Here is a 16,728-nt window from a genome sequence, read left to right on the forward strand (position 1 = left end):
CCGTGCCCGGAGTTCCGGTGACCGCGATGAGCACGCTGTCGCCTGCTTGCGCACCGTTCATCGCGTGGTGGACCGTGTCGAGATCCTTCATCCGCTCCAGGAGCCGCACGGAGCCTCCATTCATCAGCGGAGCCGGCCAAGTACGGCCCATTCCTGGCCGGTTGACCCCAGCGAGCCGCCTGGACACGAAGACCCGGCGCCCTCAACAAAAAGTCACAGCACTGTCATATCGTAATGATTATGAGTTCGAGACGATCAGAGTCGGCGCATCCGGTTGCCCCGGTCCCCTCGGTCCTCTCGTTCCCTGCCTCCCGTTCCCGCCCGCTCGGAACGGGAACCGCCGCCGGTCCGGCCGCCACGCCATGCGGGCCGTCCGCCTGTCCGGTCCGTGGCGAACACCGCGGCGCACGCTGCGTGGTGATGCTGGGTTCCCCCGGCCGCGGCTCGGTGGACGCCATCGTCCGCCATGTCAGTGCCACGTACGGACGGGAGGCGAACGTACGGCGCGTGGGCTGTCGGCGTGAGGCGGCCGGCACGGAGCACGCCGTGCTGCGCCGCCTGCTCGGCGCCTCGCCGCCGGGGCACGAAGTCCGTTACGCGACCCATTCGTTGGTCTGCGGGCTGCTGGCGCGCGGGCCGCTCGTCCTCGCCATCGGCGATGCGCAGTGGTGCGACGAGGGCACGCTCCGCTTCATCGACCACCTGATGCGCACCACCCACCGGCAGCCGCTGACCGTCCTGCTGCACCTGCCTCCCGGACTGCCGGGGCCCGCCGCTGCGGCGTTCCACGAACTGGCGACGCGGGACTACTGCACGGTCATCGACGCCGTGGGCCTCCGGCCCGCCGACACCGCCCGGCCGGCCGACGACGAACTGGCCGAACTCGCCCTGCACGATCCCCGGTTGCTCGAGGTCGCCCGGGCGGCGGCGGCACTCGGCAGCACCGACCCGGACCTCGTCGGCGCCCTGGCCGGGCTCCCGTCCAAGGCGACGGGCCGGCTCCTGGCGGAGGCCGGGGCCCACGGCCTGCTCCCCGGGCCCGTACCGGCCCGCGGCACCCCCTCGTTGCTGGGCACCCTGCCCGAGGCCGAGCGGGAGCGCATGCGCGCCCAGGCCGCCGAGATCCTCAACGACGCGGCCAAGCCGGCCGAGCAGGTGGCCGGCCTGCTGCTCGGGCAGAGCACGCTGGACCGCTCCTGGATGCGTGCCGTCCTCAAGGAGGCGGCGGCAGCCGCCCGGCACGACCGCCCTGCTGCCGCGGTGTCCTACCTGACGCGGCTCCACGCCGCCGACCCCGAGGATGCCGCCGTCCGCATGGACCTCGCCACCGCGCTGGTCGACATCGATCCCCTGGCCGCCCGGGAACACCTCACCCACCTCGCCGGGACGCCCCCCGGCACGGACGATCCTCCGGTCCGGGCCCGTGCCGCCGACCTGCTCCGGCTCACCTCCCTCATGGTGCACGGCACCTCCGGCACCCCCGCCGCGCTCGACGCGCTGCTGTGTGAGCTGGGCCCCGGCCCTCAGGACGGTCCGCCGACCGGTCGGGCACGACGGGCCCCGACCACCGGTACTGTCCCCGCCCCCGTCCCCTCCGCCGTCCCGGTCCTCACCGACCACCCGACCGAGCGCATGGTCCTGGCCGTCCGCGCGCTGCGCACCGCGCTGACCGCCCCCGGGCCGGAGGCGCGGGAGACGGCGGTCGCCGAGGCCCGTCGGGTCCTCTGGTCCGGGCGGCCGCACACCGCCTGGGCCAGGGTCGCCGCGGCGCAGGTCCTCGCACTGGCCGACGACACCGCGACCGCACTCGACCAGTTGCAGCGGACCGCCGCCGACAGCGCCGAACGCGAGGAGACCTGGGCCGAGTGCCACGCGGCGTCGGCGCGGGCCCTGGTGCTGCTCGAATCGGGCCGGGCGGCCGAGGCCGCCGAGGCCGCGTCGGCCGCGTCCCGTCTCTCCGAGACGGAGGGCGCCTCGGGGCGGAGCCGGCTGGCGTCGATCACCCTCGCCCGCGCCCTGGTCGCCCGGGGCGACCTCGACCGGGCACAGGAGGTGCTGCTCCGGCTCGACGGCCGCCGGCTCGACGACTGCGTCTGGGAGCACCACCACCGTCTGACGGCCCTGGCCCTGGTCGAACGTGGCCGCGGCCGGCCCGAGCAGGCCCTGCGTCTGCTCGAGCGGTCCGGGGCCGGTCTCGCCGCCGCCGGCGTGGACAATCCGGTGTTCAGCCTCTGGTGGGTGCACAGCACCGAGTTGCTCATGCGGCTGGGCCGACCGGGTGCCGCCGCCCGACGGGCCGAGTTCGGAATGCAGTTGGCCGAGCGATGGCCGACGGCCCGCAGCACGGGACTGGGTCTGCTGGCCCGGGGCGTCTCGGCCGACCCGGCCGGCTGCGTCGAACTGCTCACCGAGAGCGCCCGGGTCCTGGCGCAGAGCTCCGACCGGCAGTCCCACGCCCTGGCCGAACTCCGCCTCGGGAAAGCCTTGTTGCACCGCTCTGACCAAGGTGCGCCCGCCCGTCTGCGCGCGGCGCTGGCGATCGCCGTGCGGTACGGCCTGACCTCCGTCGCCGAACAGGCACGGTGCGCGCTCCGCTCGGCGGAGGGCCGGCACACCCTGGCGGCGCTCAGCCATGCCGAACGTCCCGTGGCGGAACTGGCGGCGGCCGGGAAGTCGAACCGGGCGATCGCGGACGCCCTGCACCTGACGGTACGCACGGTCGAGTACCACCTGACGAACGTGTACCGGAAGCTCGGCGTCCCCGGGCGGGCCGGCCTCGTGAAGTGGTTCCCGGCGCACGGACCGCGGCCCGCCGAGGCGCGAGTGCCCGGCGGGACGCGGTGAACCGGCCTCTCCAGCAACCGAGTTCATCCGGCGGTCCCGACGGGCTCCTGGAACGGGCCGGGGAACTGGCCACGTTGGAGCGGGCCGTGCGCCGGGTCGCGGACGGCGACACGGCGACCGTCCTGGTGCGCGGCCGCCCGGGCACCGGACGCAGCGCCCTGCTCGCCGAGGGCGCGGCCCTCGCCCGGCAGGCCGGCCTGCACGTCCTCACCGCACCAGGACCGACCGGACCCGCCTCACCCGGCGGCCCGTCGGCCCTGTTCACCGACGACACCCGGAGCACATCGAAGGGGCCCACACCCCCCGCGGGCCACCCGGAGCCGCGACCCGCGCTGTGGGTGGTCGTCGAGGGCTCCGAGAACTCCGGGCCGGCGCCGCTCGGCGCACGGACCGGCCCCGCACACGAACTGTCGCTGCGCCCGTTGACCGAGCACGCCGTACGGACCCTGCTCGTACGGGCGTACGGCGAGGAGGCGGCCGACTCGCTCCTGCCGACCGCGACCGCCGCGACCGGCGGCAACCCGGCGGTCCTGTGCGCCGCGCTCCGGCGCCGGCCCGGACCGCCCCCCGAAGCCGCCGAATTCGCCGCACTCGCCGACCGGACGGGCCGGCACCATCTGCGGACCGTACTGGCGCGGGCGTCCGCGCGGGCCTCCGCGCTCATTGCGGCGAGCGCGGTGGCGGCGGGGCACTTCTCGTTCCGCCAGGTCTGCGAGCTGGCCGGGCTCTCCGTGCCGGACGGCGAGCAGGCGCGCACGGAACCGGCCGTCACCGGTTTGCTCGACTCCGCCGCCGCAGGGCCCCGGCTGTACGACCCGCTGGTGGCCGAGCGGGCACTCGGCCTCCTGGACGGCGACCGGCGCCGCGAACTCCACGAGTGTGCCGCGCGGTTGGCGCACCGCGAGGGTTTCCCGCAGGACGTGCTCGGCCGGCTGACCGCGCGGACCTCGCTGGACGAGCCCTGGGTGCCCGGCGCGCTCCACGCGGCGGGTGCGGCCGCGCGCCGGTCCGGCGAGGACGACGCGGCGGTGGTGTTCCTCGAACGGTCGTTGGACCGCGGAGCGGCCGGCCGGCTGCGCACGGACGTCCTGCTGGAACTGGCGAAGGCGCAGTCGTCGCGGCGGCCGACGGCGGCCGAGCGCGGATTCCGGCGGATCCTGCGGGAGACCGACGTCCCGGACCGGTCCGGGGCCCTGCTGTTCGCCGCCGACATGCTGGCGCTGCGCGCCGGGGACGACGCGGCGGCGGCGCTCGGCGCGGCGGCGGCGCGGACGACGTCGGAGGCCGAGCGGCGCACGCTGCGCGGCCTGCACGCACTGGCCGCGGAGACCTGCCCGCCCGGACCGGCACCGGAGGCCCTGGCCCCCGGCCCGCGGGACGACCGGGGGACGCCGGAGTTCGACGCGACCCGGGCCGCGGCCGGGGCCTGGCGGCACTGTCTGGCCGGGCGGAAGATCGGCGAGGCCCGCCGACTGGCCGGGACCGTGCTGCTCCAGGCGGAGAACGGGCTGTTCACTCCCCGGCTGTTCGCCGCGCGCGTGCTCGCCGTCACCGAGGACGTGGCGCTGGCCCGGTCCGGGCTGCAGCGGCTCACGGCCGAGGCGCGACGGCAAAAAGTGAGCCCCGTGACCGGGCAGGCACTGCTGGGACTCACGGAAATCGCCTTACGCACAGGCGAGTTGGAGCAGGCCAGGGAGCGGCTGGCAGAGGCGGTCACCGAAGTGCCCAGGCACCACTGGCATCCGCGGGCGCTGCCGAGACTGACCGCGGTGGAGGCACTCGTCGCCCTGGAGTCCGGACGGACGGACCTGGCGGAGTCGGTGCTGGCGCGGTCGGCCCGGACGGAGGCCCCGCCGGACCGCAACGGGCACGGTCTGGGCCGTGCCCACCTGCTGTTCGCCCGGGGCGTCCTCTGCCTGCGCACCGGCCGGAGCTCCGAGGCGAGGGCGCAGCTGCGCGAGTGCGGCCGGATTCTGCGGCCCCTCGGCTGTGTGAACCCCGCCGTCCTTCCCTGGCGTTCGCACCTCGCCATGGCGGAGGCGGCCTGCGCGGCCCCGCAGGCGGCGGAGCGCCTGGTGGCCGAGAGCCTCACGGCGGCCCGGTCCTGGGGAGCGCCGGGCGCGGTCGGCGCCGTCCACCTCTGGGCGGGACCGGCCCTCCCCGACCGTACGGCGCTCGGGCACCTGCGGACCGCGGTACGTCTGCTCGCCGGCATGCCGGCCCGGAGACTGTACGCCCGGGCGCTGGTCGCGCTGGCCTCCGCCCTGCTCGACGCCGGCCGGCCGACGGAGGCGCGGCGCCTGTTCGACGAGGCGGTCCGGAAGGGCCGGCCGTTCCCGCTCACCGAGGAGGTCGCCGCCCGGCTCGCCGGCCGGCCCGGCTCGAACCGGGCACGGCTGAGTCCGGCTCAGCTGCGGGTCGCCCTGCTGGCGGCGGAGGGCCGGTCGAACACGGCGATCTCCAAGGAGCTGTCGATCGGCGTCCGCACCGTCGAACTCCACCTGACGCGCACCTACCGCGCCCTGGGCATCAACGGCCGCCCCGACCTCGCGGTGGCGCTGGGCCACCCGTGAGCACGCCCCTACGCGCCCAGGGCCTCCCCCGGACCCGTGCCCACGAGCCCCTCGCGCAGGGCGACCGCGGCGGCCTGGGTGCGGTTGGGGCAGTCGAGCTTGGCCAGCACGAGCGCGACGGTGCGCTTGGCGACGTGCTCGGACACCTCGAGGGCCTGCCCGATCTGCCGGTTACTGAGCCCCTCGACCAGCAGTTCCAGCACCCGCGTCTCCCGCTCGGTGAGCTGCCTCCGCGGAAACCGGTTCCGCGGCCCGACGGCGCCCCGGGCGGACCGGACGGGCCGGGAGGACCGGGGGGCGGCCACCGTCCGCCCGGCCGGCACCGCCGGCCGGATCCCCTCGGCCGCCTTCCGCAGGGCCTCGTCGAGCCCCTCGCCGGTCAGGGCGTCCTGGTCGAGGATTCCGTCACAGGCCACGACCGTGCCGGACACGGCGCGCCGCACCTCGGCGCTGGGCAGCACCAGCAGGACCCGGACCCCGTTGCGGCGGACGACCTCCGCCAGCTCGGCGGCCCACGCGTCCTCGCCCTCCCCGGTGCCGTTCACACACCAGAGCACCAGCACGTCGCAGGAGAGGATGAGCAGTTGGACGGCGTCCTCGGGTGAGGCCGTGGTGAACTCCTCGGGACGGAAGACGGTGGTCTGCTTCACGTGGGCCGCCTCCTCCAGCACGGCTGCGAGCCCACTGCGCGCGACCTCGCCCCGCGCCACGACCGCGACCCTGACCGATCCCTGGTTCATCCAGCGCCCCTGTCCATCCGCCGACCGGCTCCCCCACCGAGCCCCCGTCGCACAATCCCAGCGATTATGTCCCGGCAGGGTGCGGTTTTGCGCCACCGCGAGGGTTGCAGTAGATCGACGATCCAGTCACCACTCCGCGACATACGGTCATTCCACCCCCACCCTCACCCGCCACCCACAAGATCTCGGCCATCCACACACCTGCCCGCCCACCGCGGCCTCACGGAACAAACTCGAGCCGAAGAACCCGAAGACCACCGGAACCCGCTCCGCAGGCAGAAGCAACAGGACCGGGCGGTCCCAACCGGTGTCGCGAGCACGGCCGCCGGACAGGACCCGTTGACAGAACACGGGCAAGATCACACAATCGTCGCCATGACCACGTACTGGTTCGTCAGGATGTCGGTGGCGCTGCGCGTCCCGGATCGAACCGGCTGCGAGCGCTCCGGCCGATAGCCGACCGCACCCTCTGACTCAGGCCCGGCCCCTCACCTCCCGGGCCCGCCCCCGTCTTCCCGACCGACGGCCCCGCACCACCCCTTTCCCGGGCCCCCCGGCAATCCATCCCGCACACCCGCGCACGGCGGGTGTGCCCCTCGGCGTACGCGACGCCGGGACGGCCCGTGCTCCGCGCCCCGAAACGGCCGGCCCGTTCGAACCCCGTACCCCGTACCCCGTGTACAGAGGAAGGACCTCCCATGACCGTCACGAACACCGCACCGCCCGCCACCCTGCGTGAGGCACGCATCCCCGGAGACGGCCTCTACGAAGGACGGCGCGTCCTGCGCCGGGTGCCCGAGGGCTGGGAGGAGCGGCCCTACGAGCTGTTCGAGCTCGAGCCGCAGGCGCGCACGATCGGCGCCGAGATCAGAGGGGTCGACCTGTCCCGCCCGCTCGGCCCCGAGCTGCGCGCCGAACTCCACCGGGCCCTGCTGGAGTGGAAGGTGCTGTTCTTCCGCGGCCAGCACCTCGCCTCCGACCGGCAGCGCGCCTTCGCTCGCCACTGGGGCGAGCTGGAGACCAACCCGCTGCTCGCCGCCGGTTCCAGCGAGGACGTCGTCCGCTTCGACAAGGGCAGCGGCTCCACTCCGACGTTCGAGAACGTCTGGCACGCCGACGTCACCTTCCGCGAGCGGCCGGCGCTCGGCGCCGTCCTCCAGTTGCGCGAGGTGCCGCCGGCCGGCGGCGACACCCTGTGGGCCGACATGGCCGCCGCCTACGACAACCTCCCGCAGGAGGTGAAGGACCGCATCGACGGCGCCCGCGCCGTCCACGACTTCATCCCCGGTTTCGCACGGTTCTACGGTCCCGAACGGCTCGCGCCCCACCAGGATCACTTCCCTCCCGTGGAGCACCCCGTCGTGCGCACCCATCCCGACACCGGGCGGCGCATGCTGTTCGTGAACGTCTCCTTCACCACCCGGATCACCGGCATGCCCCAGGAGGAGAGCAACCGCCTGCTGCGCTACCTCTTCCAGCAGGCGCACGTCCCCGAGTACCAGGTCCGTTTCCGCTGGCAGCCCGGCGACGTGGCGTTCTGGGACAACCGTGCCACCCAGCACTACGCGGTCAACGACTACGGCCCCCACCGCCGAGTCGCCGAACGCGTCGCCATCGCGGGCGACCGCCCCTTCTGATCACCGGCCCCGTCGGCCGTGCAGGGTTCCCGCCCCCGCACGGCCGACGGGGCCGGGCAGCCGAGACCGCGAGGGCGTGGAGCAGGCTGGTGGTCTCGGTGAGTTCGGCGCGGTCCTCCCGTTCCGTACAGGCGCGGTACATGTCCTCCAGCCTGGGCATGAGTTCGGCGTTGCCGAGACCGGTCTCACCCTGCGGACGTGACTCAAGCTGCCGAGTCTCGTCCATCCGGCAGCGCTTCCTCCGGCTGATGGCGTCCGTGCGGGGTGAAGGTGAAAGCCGACGTGTCACGATCCAGGTCGATGGTCAGCGCCGCGTCCAGAGCCTTGGCCAGACGGGTGAGCAGCGGCAGAGTCGGTACGGAGTCTCCGCCCTCGATGTTGGAGATCTGCGGCTGAGTCATCTCCGCCCGCCGCGCCAGCTCGGCCTGCGACAGGCCGAGCGCGGTACGCCGGTCATGGACAGCCTGGCCGAGGGCGAAGGCGTAACCGGCTTCGACGTAGGCGGCGGATTCCTCGACCGTCTCTCCCAGAAGCTTCCTGGTCCGGCGGGTCTTCCACTCGGAGTGGTTCATGGGTTCCCTTCCTCCGTCCGGTCGTAGCCGTGCTCGGCAGGACCATGCTCGGCCTCGCACACCTTCTGCACCTGCTGGGCACGCTCGACCTCGCCACTCTCACGTTGCTTGGCCTTGCGGAACACCGTCAGCAGCACAATGCGCCGGTCGGGAGCGAGCCAGTACGTGATACGGACGGCATTGCCATCCATGGTGAAGCGCAGCTCTCGCACCTTGCCGCCGAGGTGACGAGCGTACGGCTCCCCCAGAGTGGTCGGCTGGTCCGCGAGCATGTCAACAGCACGTTCAGCCTTGTCGTAATGCGCGTCCGCCAGGAGCTCCAGCCATCGCCGAACCTCCGGTTCGATCTCGATCGACCATCGATCTTCCACGCTCACCACTATACAGAAATCTATATGAGGCGCCGATGGGAGGTACGCCGTGCCACCTGCGGCGCTCCCCCGCCACCCCTCTCGAGCACCGCCTTCGCCGCCTTGAGCGCGGTCTCACCAACCCCCGGATCACTCGTAGGTGTACCGCTCCCCTCTGTCCCTCACCCACCGTCATCGCCACACCTAACGTGAGAGGCCTCGCAACGCGACGCGTACGACGGAGGGGTGCGGATGTCGGTGGACGATGAGGCGGTCCAGGTCAGGGACGAGACGGACGAGCCGGGCTGGGAGGTCGACCCGGACGACGAGTGGGGAGTGGCCGTCATCACCACGGTGGGGCGGCAGTTGAAGCTGCGGAGGGAGTCCGTGGGCATGCGGGTCGCCGACTTCGCGGCGGCGATGGGATACGGCGAGGACCTCGCCTACAAGGTCGAGGCCGGCAACCGCATCCCCCGCCCCGAGTACCTGGAGAAGGCCGATGAGGTACTGGGCGCGGGCGGACTGCTCGCCGCGATGTCGGAGGACGTGGCGAAGGTCAGGTACCCGAAAAAAGTGCGGGAACTGGCGAAGCTGGAAGCCGGCGCGGTCGAGATCGGGCTCTACAGCAACCACAACATCCACGGCCTGTTGCAGACCGAGGAGCACATGCGGGCACTCTTCGACATCTGGCTTCCGGCTCACACCGAGGAGCAGACTGAACGCATGGTGGCCGCCCGGCTGGCCCGGCGCACTGTCTTCGACAGGTCACCGGCACCCGCCCTCAGCTTCGTCCAGGAAGAAGTGACGCTCCGCCGTCCGGTCGGAGGCACAATAGTGTGGCGTCGACAGCTCGAACACCTTTTGGAACTCGGCAAGTTGCGACACGTGTCGATTCAGGTGATGCCGACGGACTGCGAGGACCACTTCGGGACGGGCGGACTGATCGAGGTGCTGAAGTTCTCCGACGGAACGGCGGTCGGACGCTCCGACGGGGCGTTCGCCGGACGCCCGGTGACCGACCCGAAACAGCTGAGAATCCTCGAACTCCGCTATGGAATGATCCGCGCCCAGGCCCTCACGCCCCGAGAGTCACGGGCCTTCATCGAACAGATGCTTGGAGAGTCATGACCGGCACCCCTCCCGCCCGGAGCACCACCGCGCCCACCTGGTTCAAGAGCAGCTACAGCAGCAGCGGCGACGGCAACGACTGCATCGAGGTCGCCATATCCCCCGACACCGTCCTCGTCCGGGACTCCAAGAACAGCCAGGGACCCCGGCTCACACTCACCCCGGCCGCCTGGGCGGACTTCCTGGGAAGGGCAGGGTTCGCGGGCCAGGGGTGACCGCCAGCGCGGCCACCCCTTCCGCGCCGCAGCGGAGCGTTACAGCACCGGCAGGTTCTTGCGGAGTTCGAAGGCCGTGACCTCGGAGCGGTACTCCTCCCACTCCTGCTTCTTGTTGCGCAGGAAGAAGTCGAAGACGTGTTCGCCGAGGGTCTCGGCGACCAGGTCGCTGCGCTGCATCAGGGTGAGCGCCTCGCCGAGGTTCTGCGGGAGGGGTTCGATGCCGAGGGCGCGGCGTTCGGCGTCGGAGAGGGCCCAGACGTCGTCCTCGGCGCCGGGCGGGAGTTCGTAGCCCTCCTCCACGCCCTTGAGGCCGGCGGCCAGGAGGAGCGCGTAGGTCAGGTACGGGTTGGCGCCGGAGTCGATCGAGCGGACCTCGACGCGGGCCGAGCCGGTCTTGCCGGGCTTGTACATGGGGACGCGCACCAGGGCCGAGCGGTTGTTGTGGCCCCAGCAGATGTACGAGGGGGCCTCGCCGCCGGCGCCGGCGGTGCGTTCGGAACCGCCCCAGATGCGCTTGTAGGAGTTGACCCACTGGTTGGTGACCGCGGAGACCTCCGCCGCGTGCTTCAGCAGGCCCGCGATGAAGGAGCGGCCGATCTTGGAGAGCTGGTACTCCGCGCCCGACTCGTAGAAGGCGTTGCGGTCGCCCTCGAAGAGGGAGAGGTGGGTGTGCATGCCGCTGCCCGGGTGCTCCGAGAACGGCTTCGGCATGAACGTGGCCTGCACGCCCTGTTCCAGCGCCACCTGCTTCATGACCAGGCGGAACGTCATGATGTTGTCGGCCGTGGACAGCGCGTCCGCGTAGCGCAGGTCGATCTCCTGCTGGCCGGGGGCGCCCTCGTGGTGGGAGAACTCCACCGAGATGCCCATCGACTCCAGCATCGTGATGGCCTGGCGGCGGAAGTCCTGGCCGACGTTCTGCGGCGTGTGGTCGAAGTAGCCGGAGTTGTCGGCGGGGGTCGGGCGGCTGCCGTCGAGGGGCTTGTCCTTCAGCAGGAAGAACTCGATCTCGGGGTGGGTGTAGAAGGTGAAGCCCATGTCGGAGGTGCGGGCCAGAGCGCGCTTGAGGACGTAGCGCGGGTCGGCGAAGGACGGGGAGCCGTCCGGCATGAGGATGTCGCAGAACATGCGGGCCGTGCCGGGCGCCTCGGCACGCCAGGGCAGGATCTGGAACGTCGACGGGTCCGGCTTGGCGATCATGTCGGACTCGTACACCCGGGCGAAGCCCTCGATCGCCGAGCCGTCGAAGCCGATGCCCTCGTCGAAGGCCTGCTCCAGCTCGGCCGGGGCCACGGCCACGGACTTCAGGAAGCCCAGCACGTCCGTGAACCACAGCCGTACGAACCGGATGTCGCGCTCCTCCAACGTCCGGAGCACGAACTCCTGCTGCTTGTCCATCTTCCGCTTCCCCATCATCGCCGGTCGGACCGCCTCTTCTGTGCCTCGACGGATGGCCTCCTCGGGCTGCGGTCGGGCAGTCGGGCCATCCCACCACATCCGGGTTTCACGCATGTTGCCGACCATGATCGCCCGACGGCCCCGTGGTTCCTCGTGCCCGTTGTCCATCTTGCCCGTTCGGGCCGGTGTGCGTAACGGCGGGCGCGGCTCCGGTACGCCGTCGGCGCCCTGTCGTCGGCGCGGCGCCTTTCAGCAGGGTCCCCATGACCGGCTCAACCCCACCCCCCTTAATTGGTATTTCAGATGCAAGTTTTAATGGGAGGCGCAGGCAGTCGAGAACGAGGAGACCTGATGCTGTCCGAGCAGTCCGCCGTCACCGTCCGTGCCACGCTCCCCGCCGTCGGAGCGGCCCTCGGCGAGATAACCGAGCGCTTCTACGCCGGGATGTTCGCCGCCCGCCCCGAGCTGCTGCGCGACCTGTTCAACCGCGGCAACCAGGCCGCGGGCACCCAGCGCGAAGCCCTCGCCGGTTCCATCGCGGCCTTCGCCACGCACCTGCTGGACCACCCCGACGACCGGCCCGACGCGATGCTGCAGCGCATCGCGCACAAGCACGCCTCCCTCGGCATCACCCCGGACCAGTACGCCGTCGTCCACGAGCACCTGTTCGCCGCCATCGCGGAGGTCCTGGGCGAGGCCGTCACCCCCGAGGTCGCGGCCGCCTGGGAGGAGGTCTACTGGCTGATGGCGAACGCCCTCATCGCCGTCGAGAAGCGGCTCTACGAGGAGCAGGGCGGCCCGAGCTGGCGGGCCTGGGAGGTCGTCGAGCGGGTCACCGAGACCGCCGACGTCGCCTCCTTCCGGCTGCGCCCGGTCGACGGGGGTCCGGTGCGGGACTTCCGCCCGGGCCAGTACGTCTCCGTCCGCGTCGCCCTCGACGACGGCGCCCGGCAGATCCGCCAGTACAGCCTGTCGGGGGCGCCCGGTCCCGGCGAGCGGCAGTTCAGCGTCAAGCGCGTGCACGACGAGGACGGAACGCCCGAGGGCGAGGTCTCCGGCCACCTCCACGCGCGGGTGCGGGCCGGTGACGTCCTGGAGCTGTCCGAGGCGTACGGCGACCTCGTCCTCGACGCCGAGCCGGACACCCCCCTCCTGCTGGCCTCGGCGGGGATCGGGGTCACCCCGATGACCGCGATGCTGGCGCACCTCGCCGACGGCGGGCACCGGGCCCCGGTCACCGTCGTGCACGGCGACCGCTCCCCCGCCGACCACGCCCTGCGCGCCGACCACGAGGGGTACGCGGCCAAGCTGGCGGACTCCAGCGTGCACTTCTGGTACGAGCAGGACGCCCCGGCCGGCGCCTCCACCGGCTACGTCGACCTCACGGACGTGCCGGTGGCGCCGGGTACGCGCGCCTACCTGTGCGGTCCGCTGCCGTTCATGCGGACGGTGCGGGAGCAGCTGATCGGCAAGGGCGTCGCCCCGGCCGACATCCACTACGAGGTGTTCGGGCCGGACCTGTGGCTGGCCCAGCGGGGCTGAGCACGCCCCGGGAGGACTGCCTGGTGGACGGGGGGCGTCCACCGGACGGGCAGGCCTAGGGCGCCCGGGAGATCTCCAGCAGGAGCGGGCCCGTGGGGCCCGTGGCGAGGTCCGCCACCGTGAGCGGGTCCAGCGAGGCGAAGAACGCCTCCTGGGCCCGCCGCAGCGCGCCCCGCAGCCGGCAGCCGGAACGGAGCGGGCAGGCCGCGAGGGACGAGGTGCCCTCGCAGTCGACGACGTCGCCCTCCCCCTCGAAGGCGCGGACCACGGCGCCCACCGAGGCGGTGCGGCCCCGCTCCGTGAGGGCGAGGCCGCCGCCCCGGCCGCGCCGGGCCGTGAGCAGTCCCATGTGCTGGAGTTCGGCGACGACCTTGGCGGCGTGGGTGTAGGGCACGTCGACGGCCGCCGCGACATCGCGCGTCGTCGGGTGGGAGCCGGGGTGGGAGTCGCCCGCCACGACCAGGCGCATCAGGACCCGCAGGGCGAGGTCGGTGGAGCGCAGCAGCCTCATACCGGGCAGGGTAGGTAATGCGCATCCGGCATACAAATTATCCGACGGGAGTTCTGTGGAGTTTTCGGGCGGGGTCCGTGGCCGCCCCGGCATGGCCTCCCACCCCATCGCGTCGGTTTGACGATTACAGGTGATTACACTGGGCCGCGTGCCTCAACTACGTCTCGCCCTGAACCAGATCGACTCGCGCGTCGGCGACCTCGCCGGCAACGCCGAGGCGATCGTCCGCTGGACCCGGCACTCCGCCGAGCAGGGAGCCCACCTCGTGGCGTTCCCGGAGATGGCGCTGACCGGGTACCCCGTCGAGGACCTCGCCCTGAGGTCGTCCTTCGTGTCGGCCTCCCGCGCGGCCCTGCGATCCCTGGCCGTGCGGCTCGCCGAGGAGGGGTTCGGGGAGCTGCCCGTCCTCGTCGGCTACCTCGACCGCAGCGCCGCCGACCGGCCGAGGTACGGCCGGCCCGCCGGTGCGCCGCGCAACGCGGCGGCCGTGCTGTACGGCGGTGAGGTGGTGCTGGGCTTCGCCAAGCACCACCTGCCCAACTACGGCGTCTTCGACGAGTTCCGGTACTTCGTGCCCGGCGAGACCCTGCCCGTGCTGCGGCTGCACGGCGTGGACGTCGCCTTCGCCATCTGCGAGGACCTGTGGCAGGACGGCGGGCGGGTGCCGGCCGCCCGGTCGGCGCGGGCCGGGCTGCTCCTGTCGGTCAACGCCTCGCCGTACGAGCGGAACAAGGACGACACCCGGCTCGAGCTCGTGCGCCGGCGGGCCCGGGAGGCGGGGTGCACGACGGCCTACCTCGCGATGACCGGCGGGCAGGACGACCTCGTCTTCGACGGGGACTCGATCGTCGTCGACCAGGACGGCGAGGTCGTGGCGCGGGCACCGCAGTTCACCGAGGAGTGCGTGGTGCTGGACCTCGACCTGCCGGCGGCCGCCGCCGACGCGCCCGCCTCCGGCGAGGTCGTCGACGACGGGCTGCGGATCGACCGCGTCGTCCTGTCCGAGGCGCCGCTGCCCGCCTACCCGGCGGAGCGGAAGGGGACGCGGGCCGAGCCGCTCGACGACGACGAGGAGGTGTACTCCGCGCTGGTCACGGGACTTCGGGCGTACGTCGAGAAGAACGGGTTCGAGTCCGTGCTGATCGGACTGTCCGGCGGCATCGACTCGGCGCTCGTCGCCGCGATCGCCTGCGACGCGGTGGGTCCGGAGCACGTGTACGGCGTCTCGATGCCGTCCAAGTACTCCTCGGAGCACTCCAAGGACGACGCGGCGGAACTGGCGCGGCGGACCGGGCTGAACTACCGGACAGTCAGCATCGAGCCGATGTTCGACGCCTCCATGGGGGCGTTGGGACTGTCCGGGCTGGCGGAGGAGAACCTGCAGTCCAGGCTGCGCGGGACGACGCTCATGGCGATCTCCAACCAGGAGGGCCAGATCGTGCTGGCGCCGGGCAACAAGTCGGAGCTGGCCGTCGGTTACTCGACCCTGTACGGGGATTCGGTGGGGGCGTACGGGCCCATCAAGGACGTGTACAAGACGTCGGTGTTCCGGCTCGCCGAGTGGCGGAACCGGGTGGCCCGGGAGCGGGGGCAGACGCCGCCGATCCCGGAGAACTCGATCACGAAGCCGCCCAGTGCCGAGCTGCGGCCGGACCAGGTCGACACGGACTCGCTGCCGGACTACCCGGTGCTCGACGCGATCCTCGAGCTGTACGTCGACCGGGACCGCGGGGCGGACGAGATCGTCGCGGGCGGGTTCGACGCGGAGCTGGTGGCGAAGACGCTGCGGATGGTCGACCGGGCCGAGTACAAGCGGCGGCAGTACCCTCCGGGGACGAAGATCTCCCCGAAGGGGTTCGGCAAGGACCGCCGGCTGCCGATCACGAGCGGCTGGCGGGAGCAGCGGCCGGGGCCTGCGTCTGAGTCTGCCGGGGAGCCGGGGACTGCGTCTGCTGGGGTACGTGACCGGTGACGACGCGGTCCCGGTTCGGGGCCGGGGCCGCGGTGGGTGACGTCCTGCGGTCCACCGTGCGGGCCACCGCGGCCACGCCGATGCCGAGGGCGGCCAGCAGGGCGCCCGCGAGGGCCGGGGAGGTGGTCCCGAAGCCGGCCGCGAGGGTCAGGCCGCCGACCCAGGCGCCTCCGGCGTTGCCCAGGTTGAAGGCCGCCTGGTTGGCGGACGAGGCCAGGGAGGGGGCCGCCGCGGCCTTCTCCATCACCATCAGCTGGAGCGGGGAGCCGGTGGCGAAGGCGGCCGTGCCGAGGAGGGTCACGGCCACGGCCGCCCCGGCCCCGGTGCGCATCAGGAGGGGGAAGAGCGCCAGGACCGCCGTCAGCGCGGCCAGGCCGCCGAAGAGGGTGGCGCGCAGGGAGTGGTCGGCCAGCCGGCCGCCCAGCAGGTTGCCGGCCGTGGCTCCGACGCCGAACAGGGCGAGCAGCAGCGTCACGCTCGTTTCGGCGTAGCCGGCGGAGTCCGTCAGCATCGGCGTGATGTAGCTGTACGCCGCGAAGAGTCCGCCGAAGCCCGCCACCGTGGTGCCGAGGGCCAGCCAGACGGGCAGGGAGCGCAGGGTGGCCAGTTCGCCGCGGAGCCCGGCCGTGGGGGCGGCCGGGGTGTGGTCGGCCGGGACCAGCAGGGCCAGGGCGGCTATGGCGGCCAGGCCGATCGCGCTGACGGCGAGGAAGGTCACCCGCCAGCCGAGGTGCTGGCCCATGAAGGTGGCGGCGGGCACGCCCACCACGTTGGCCGTCGTCAGGCCCAGGAACATCAGGGAGACCGAGCGGGCCTTGCGGTCGGGGGTCACCATGTCGGCGGCGACCACCGCTCCCACGCCGAAGAAGGCGCCGTGCGGGAGACCGCTGAGGAAGCGCGCGGCCAGCAGCCAGGTGTGGTCGGGGGCGAGGGCCGAGAGCGCGTTGCCCGCGACGAAGAGGACCATCAGGGCGATCAGCACCGTGCGCCGGGAGATCCTCGCCGTCGCGGCGGCGAGCAGCGGGGCGCCGACGACCACGCCGAGGGCGTAGGCGGAGACCAGGTGGCCGGCGCTCGGGATGGAGATGCCGAGGTCGTCCGCGACGTCCGGGAGCAATCCCATGATCACGAACTCGGTGGTGCCGATGCCGAAGGCGCCCACGGCGAGGGCGAGCAGGGCCAGGGGCATGAGGGGGACCTTTCGGGGCTGGGTTCCGCGCTGTTCCGCGCCGTTCCGCGCGTT

The 16,728-nt window shown here is 72.8% G+C and carries 13 protein-coding genes; 7 read left to right on the forward strand and 6 right to left on the reverse strand.

All coding sequences use genetic code 11. From position 1 onward, the window contains the following. The first annotated feature begins 420 nt into the window (after positions 1 to 420). A complete protein-coding gene (locus ACWEQO_RS02260; RefSeq protein WP_452977934.1) occupies positions 421 to 2,844 on the forward strand; it encodes a LuxR C-terminal-related transcriptional regulator in 2,424 nt (807 codons plus the stop codon). Beyond that, on the forward strand, positions 2,841 to 5,417 hold the full coding sequence (locus ACWEQO_RS02265; protein ID WP_452977936.1) for a LuxR C-terminal-related transcriptional regulator: 2,577 nt from the start codon (positions 2,841 to 2,843) through the stop codon (positions 5,415 to 5,417). The genes ACWEQO_RS02260 and ACWEQO_RS02265 overlap by 4 nt, the downstream gene beginning before the upstream one ends. An 8-nt stretch (positions 5,418 to 5,425) precedes the next feature. On the opposite strand, the gene ACWEQO_RS02270 is transcribed toward ACWEQO_RS02265, so the two are convergent. Continuing rightward, entirely contained in the window at positions 5,426 to 6,157 is a 732-nt protein-coding gene (locus ACWEQO_RS02270; RefSeq protein ID WP_452977939.1) for a response regulator transcription factor, read from the reverse strand. Between the two features lie 698 nt (positions 6,158 to 6,855). Here ACWEQO_RS02270 and ACWEQO_RS02275 point away from each other — a divergent pair. Then, entirely contained in the window at positions 6,856 to 7,794 is a 939-nt protein-coding gene (locus tag ACWEQO_RS02275) for a TauD/TfdA dioxygenase family protein (RefSeq protein WP_452977942.1), read from the forward strand. A gap of 203 nt (positions 7,795 to 7,997) precedes the next feature. Here ACWEQO_RS02275 and ACWEQO_RS02280 read toward each other — a convergent pair whose 3' ends face one another. Both ACWEQO_RS02280 and ACWEQO_RS02285 read right to left on the reverse strand, forming a co-directional pair. After that, a complete protein-coding gene (locus ACWEQO_RS02280; RefSeq protein WP_452977945.1) occupies positions 7,998 to 8,366 on the reverse strand; it encodes a helix-turn-helix domain-containing protein in 369 nt (122 codons plus the stop codon). Continuing rightward, positions 8,363 to 8,737, reverse strand: coding sequence for a type II toxin-antitoxin system RelE/ParE family toxin (locus ACWEQO_RS02285; RefSeq protein WP_452977948.1), 375 nt, complete (start codon positions 8,735 to 8,737; stop codon positions 8,363 to 8,365). Before ACWEQO_RS02285 ends, ACWEQO_RS02280 begins: the two co-directional genes overlap by 4 nt. Positions 8,738 to 8,968: 231 nt before the next feature. On the opposite strand from ACWEQO_RS02285, the gene ACWEQO_RS02290 reads away from it, so the two are divergent. Further along, complete coding sequence (locus tag ACWEQO_RS02290) at positions 8,969 to 9,844, forward strand: helix-turn-helix domain-containing protein (protein WP_452977951.1); 876 nt, start codon at positions 8,969 to 8,971, stop codon at positions 9,842 to 9,844. Continuing rightward, positions 9,841 to 10,059, forward strand: a complete 219-nt coding sequence (locus ACWEQO_RS02295) for a DUF397 domain-containing protein (RefSeq protein WP_452977954.1) — start codon at positions 9,841 to 9,843, stop codon at positions 10,057 to 10,059. The genes ACWEQO_RS02290 and ACWEQO_RS02295 overlap by 4 nt, the downstream gene beginning before the upstream one ends. A gap of 39 nt (positions 10,060 to 10,098) precedes the next feature. On the opposite strand, the gene ACWEQO_RS02300 is transcribed toward ACWEQO_RS02295, so the two are convergent. Next, positions 10,099 to 11,460: a glutamine synthetase family protein gene (locus tag ACWEQO_RS02300; RefSeq protein WP_452977957.1), complete on the reverse strand. Its 1,362-nt coding sequence runs from the start codon at positions 11,458 to 11,460 to the stop codon at positions 10,099 to 10,101. 351 nt (positions 11,461 to 11,811) lie between these two features. Between ACWEQO_RS02300 and ACWEQO_RS02305 the strand changes: the two genes are divergently transcribed. Further along, complete coding sequence (locus tag ACWEQO_RS02305) at positions 11,812 to 13,002, forward strand: globin domain-containing protein (RefSeq protein WP_452977960.1); 1,191 nt, start codon at positions 11,812 to 11,814, stop codon at positions 13,000 to 13,002. 55 nt (positions 13,003 to 13,057) lie between these two features. Here ACWEQO_RS02305 and ACWEQO_RS02310 read toward each other — a convergent pair whose 3' ends face one another. Beyond that, a complete protein-coding gene (locus ACWEQO_RS02310) occupies positions 13,058 to 13,513 on the reverse strand; it encodes an RrF2 family transcriptional regulator (RefSeq protein ID WP_361448516.1) in 456 nt (151 codons plus the stop codon). Between the two features lie 148 nt (positions 13,514 to 13,661). Between ACWEQO_RS02310 and ACWEQO_RS02315 the strand changes: the two genes are divergently transcribed. After that, the gene (locus ACWEQO_RS02315) at positions 13,662 to 15,485 is read left to right on the forward strand and encodes an NAD+ synthase (RefSeq protein ID WP_452977963.1); all 1,824 of its coding nucleotides are present in this window, start codon (positions 13,662 to 13,664) and stop codon (positions 15,483 to 15,485) included. On the opposite strand, the gene ACWEQO_RS02320 is transcribed toward ACWEQO_RS02315, so the two are convergent. Next, positions 15,394 to 16,674, reverse strand: coding sequence for an MFS transporter (locus ACWEQO_RS02320; protein WP_452977966.1), 1,281 nt, complete (start codon positions 16,672 to 16,674; stop codon positions 15,394 to 15,396). The genes ACWEQO_RS02315 and ACWEQO_RS02320 overlap by 92 nt on opposite strands. Positions 16,675 to 16,728 lie beyond the last annotated feature (54 nt).

It is taken from the genome of Streptomyces sp. NPDC004051, from assembly GCF_053604275.1.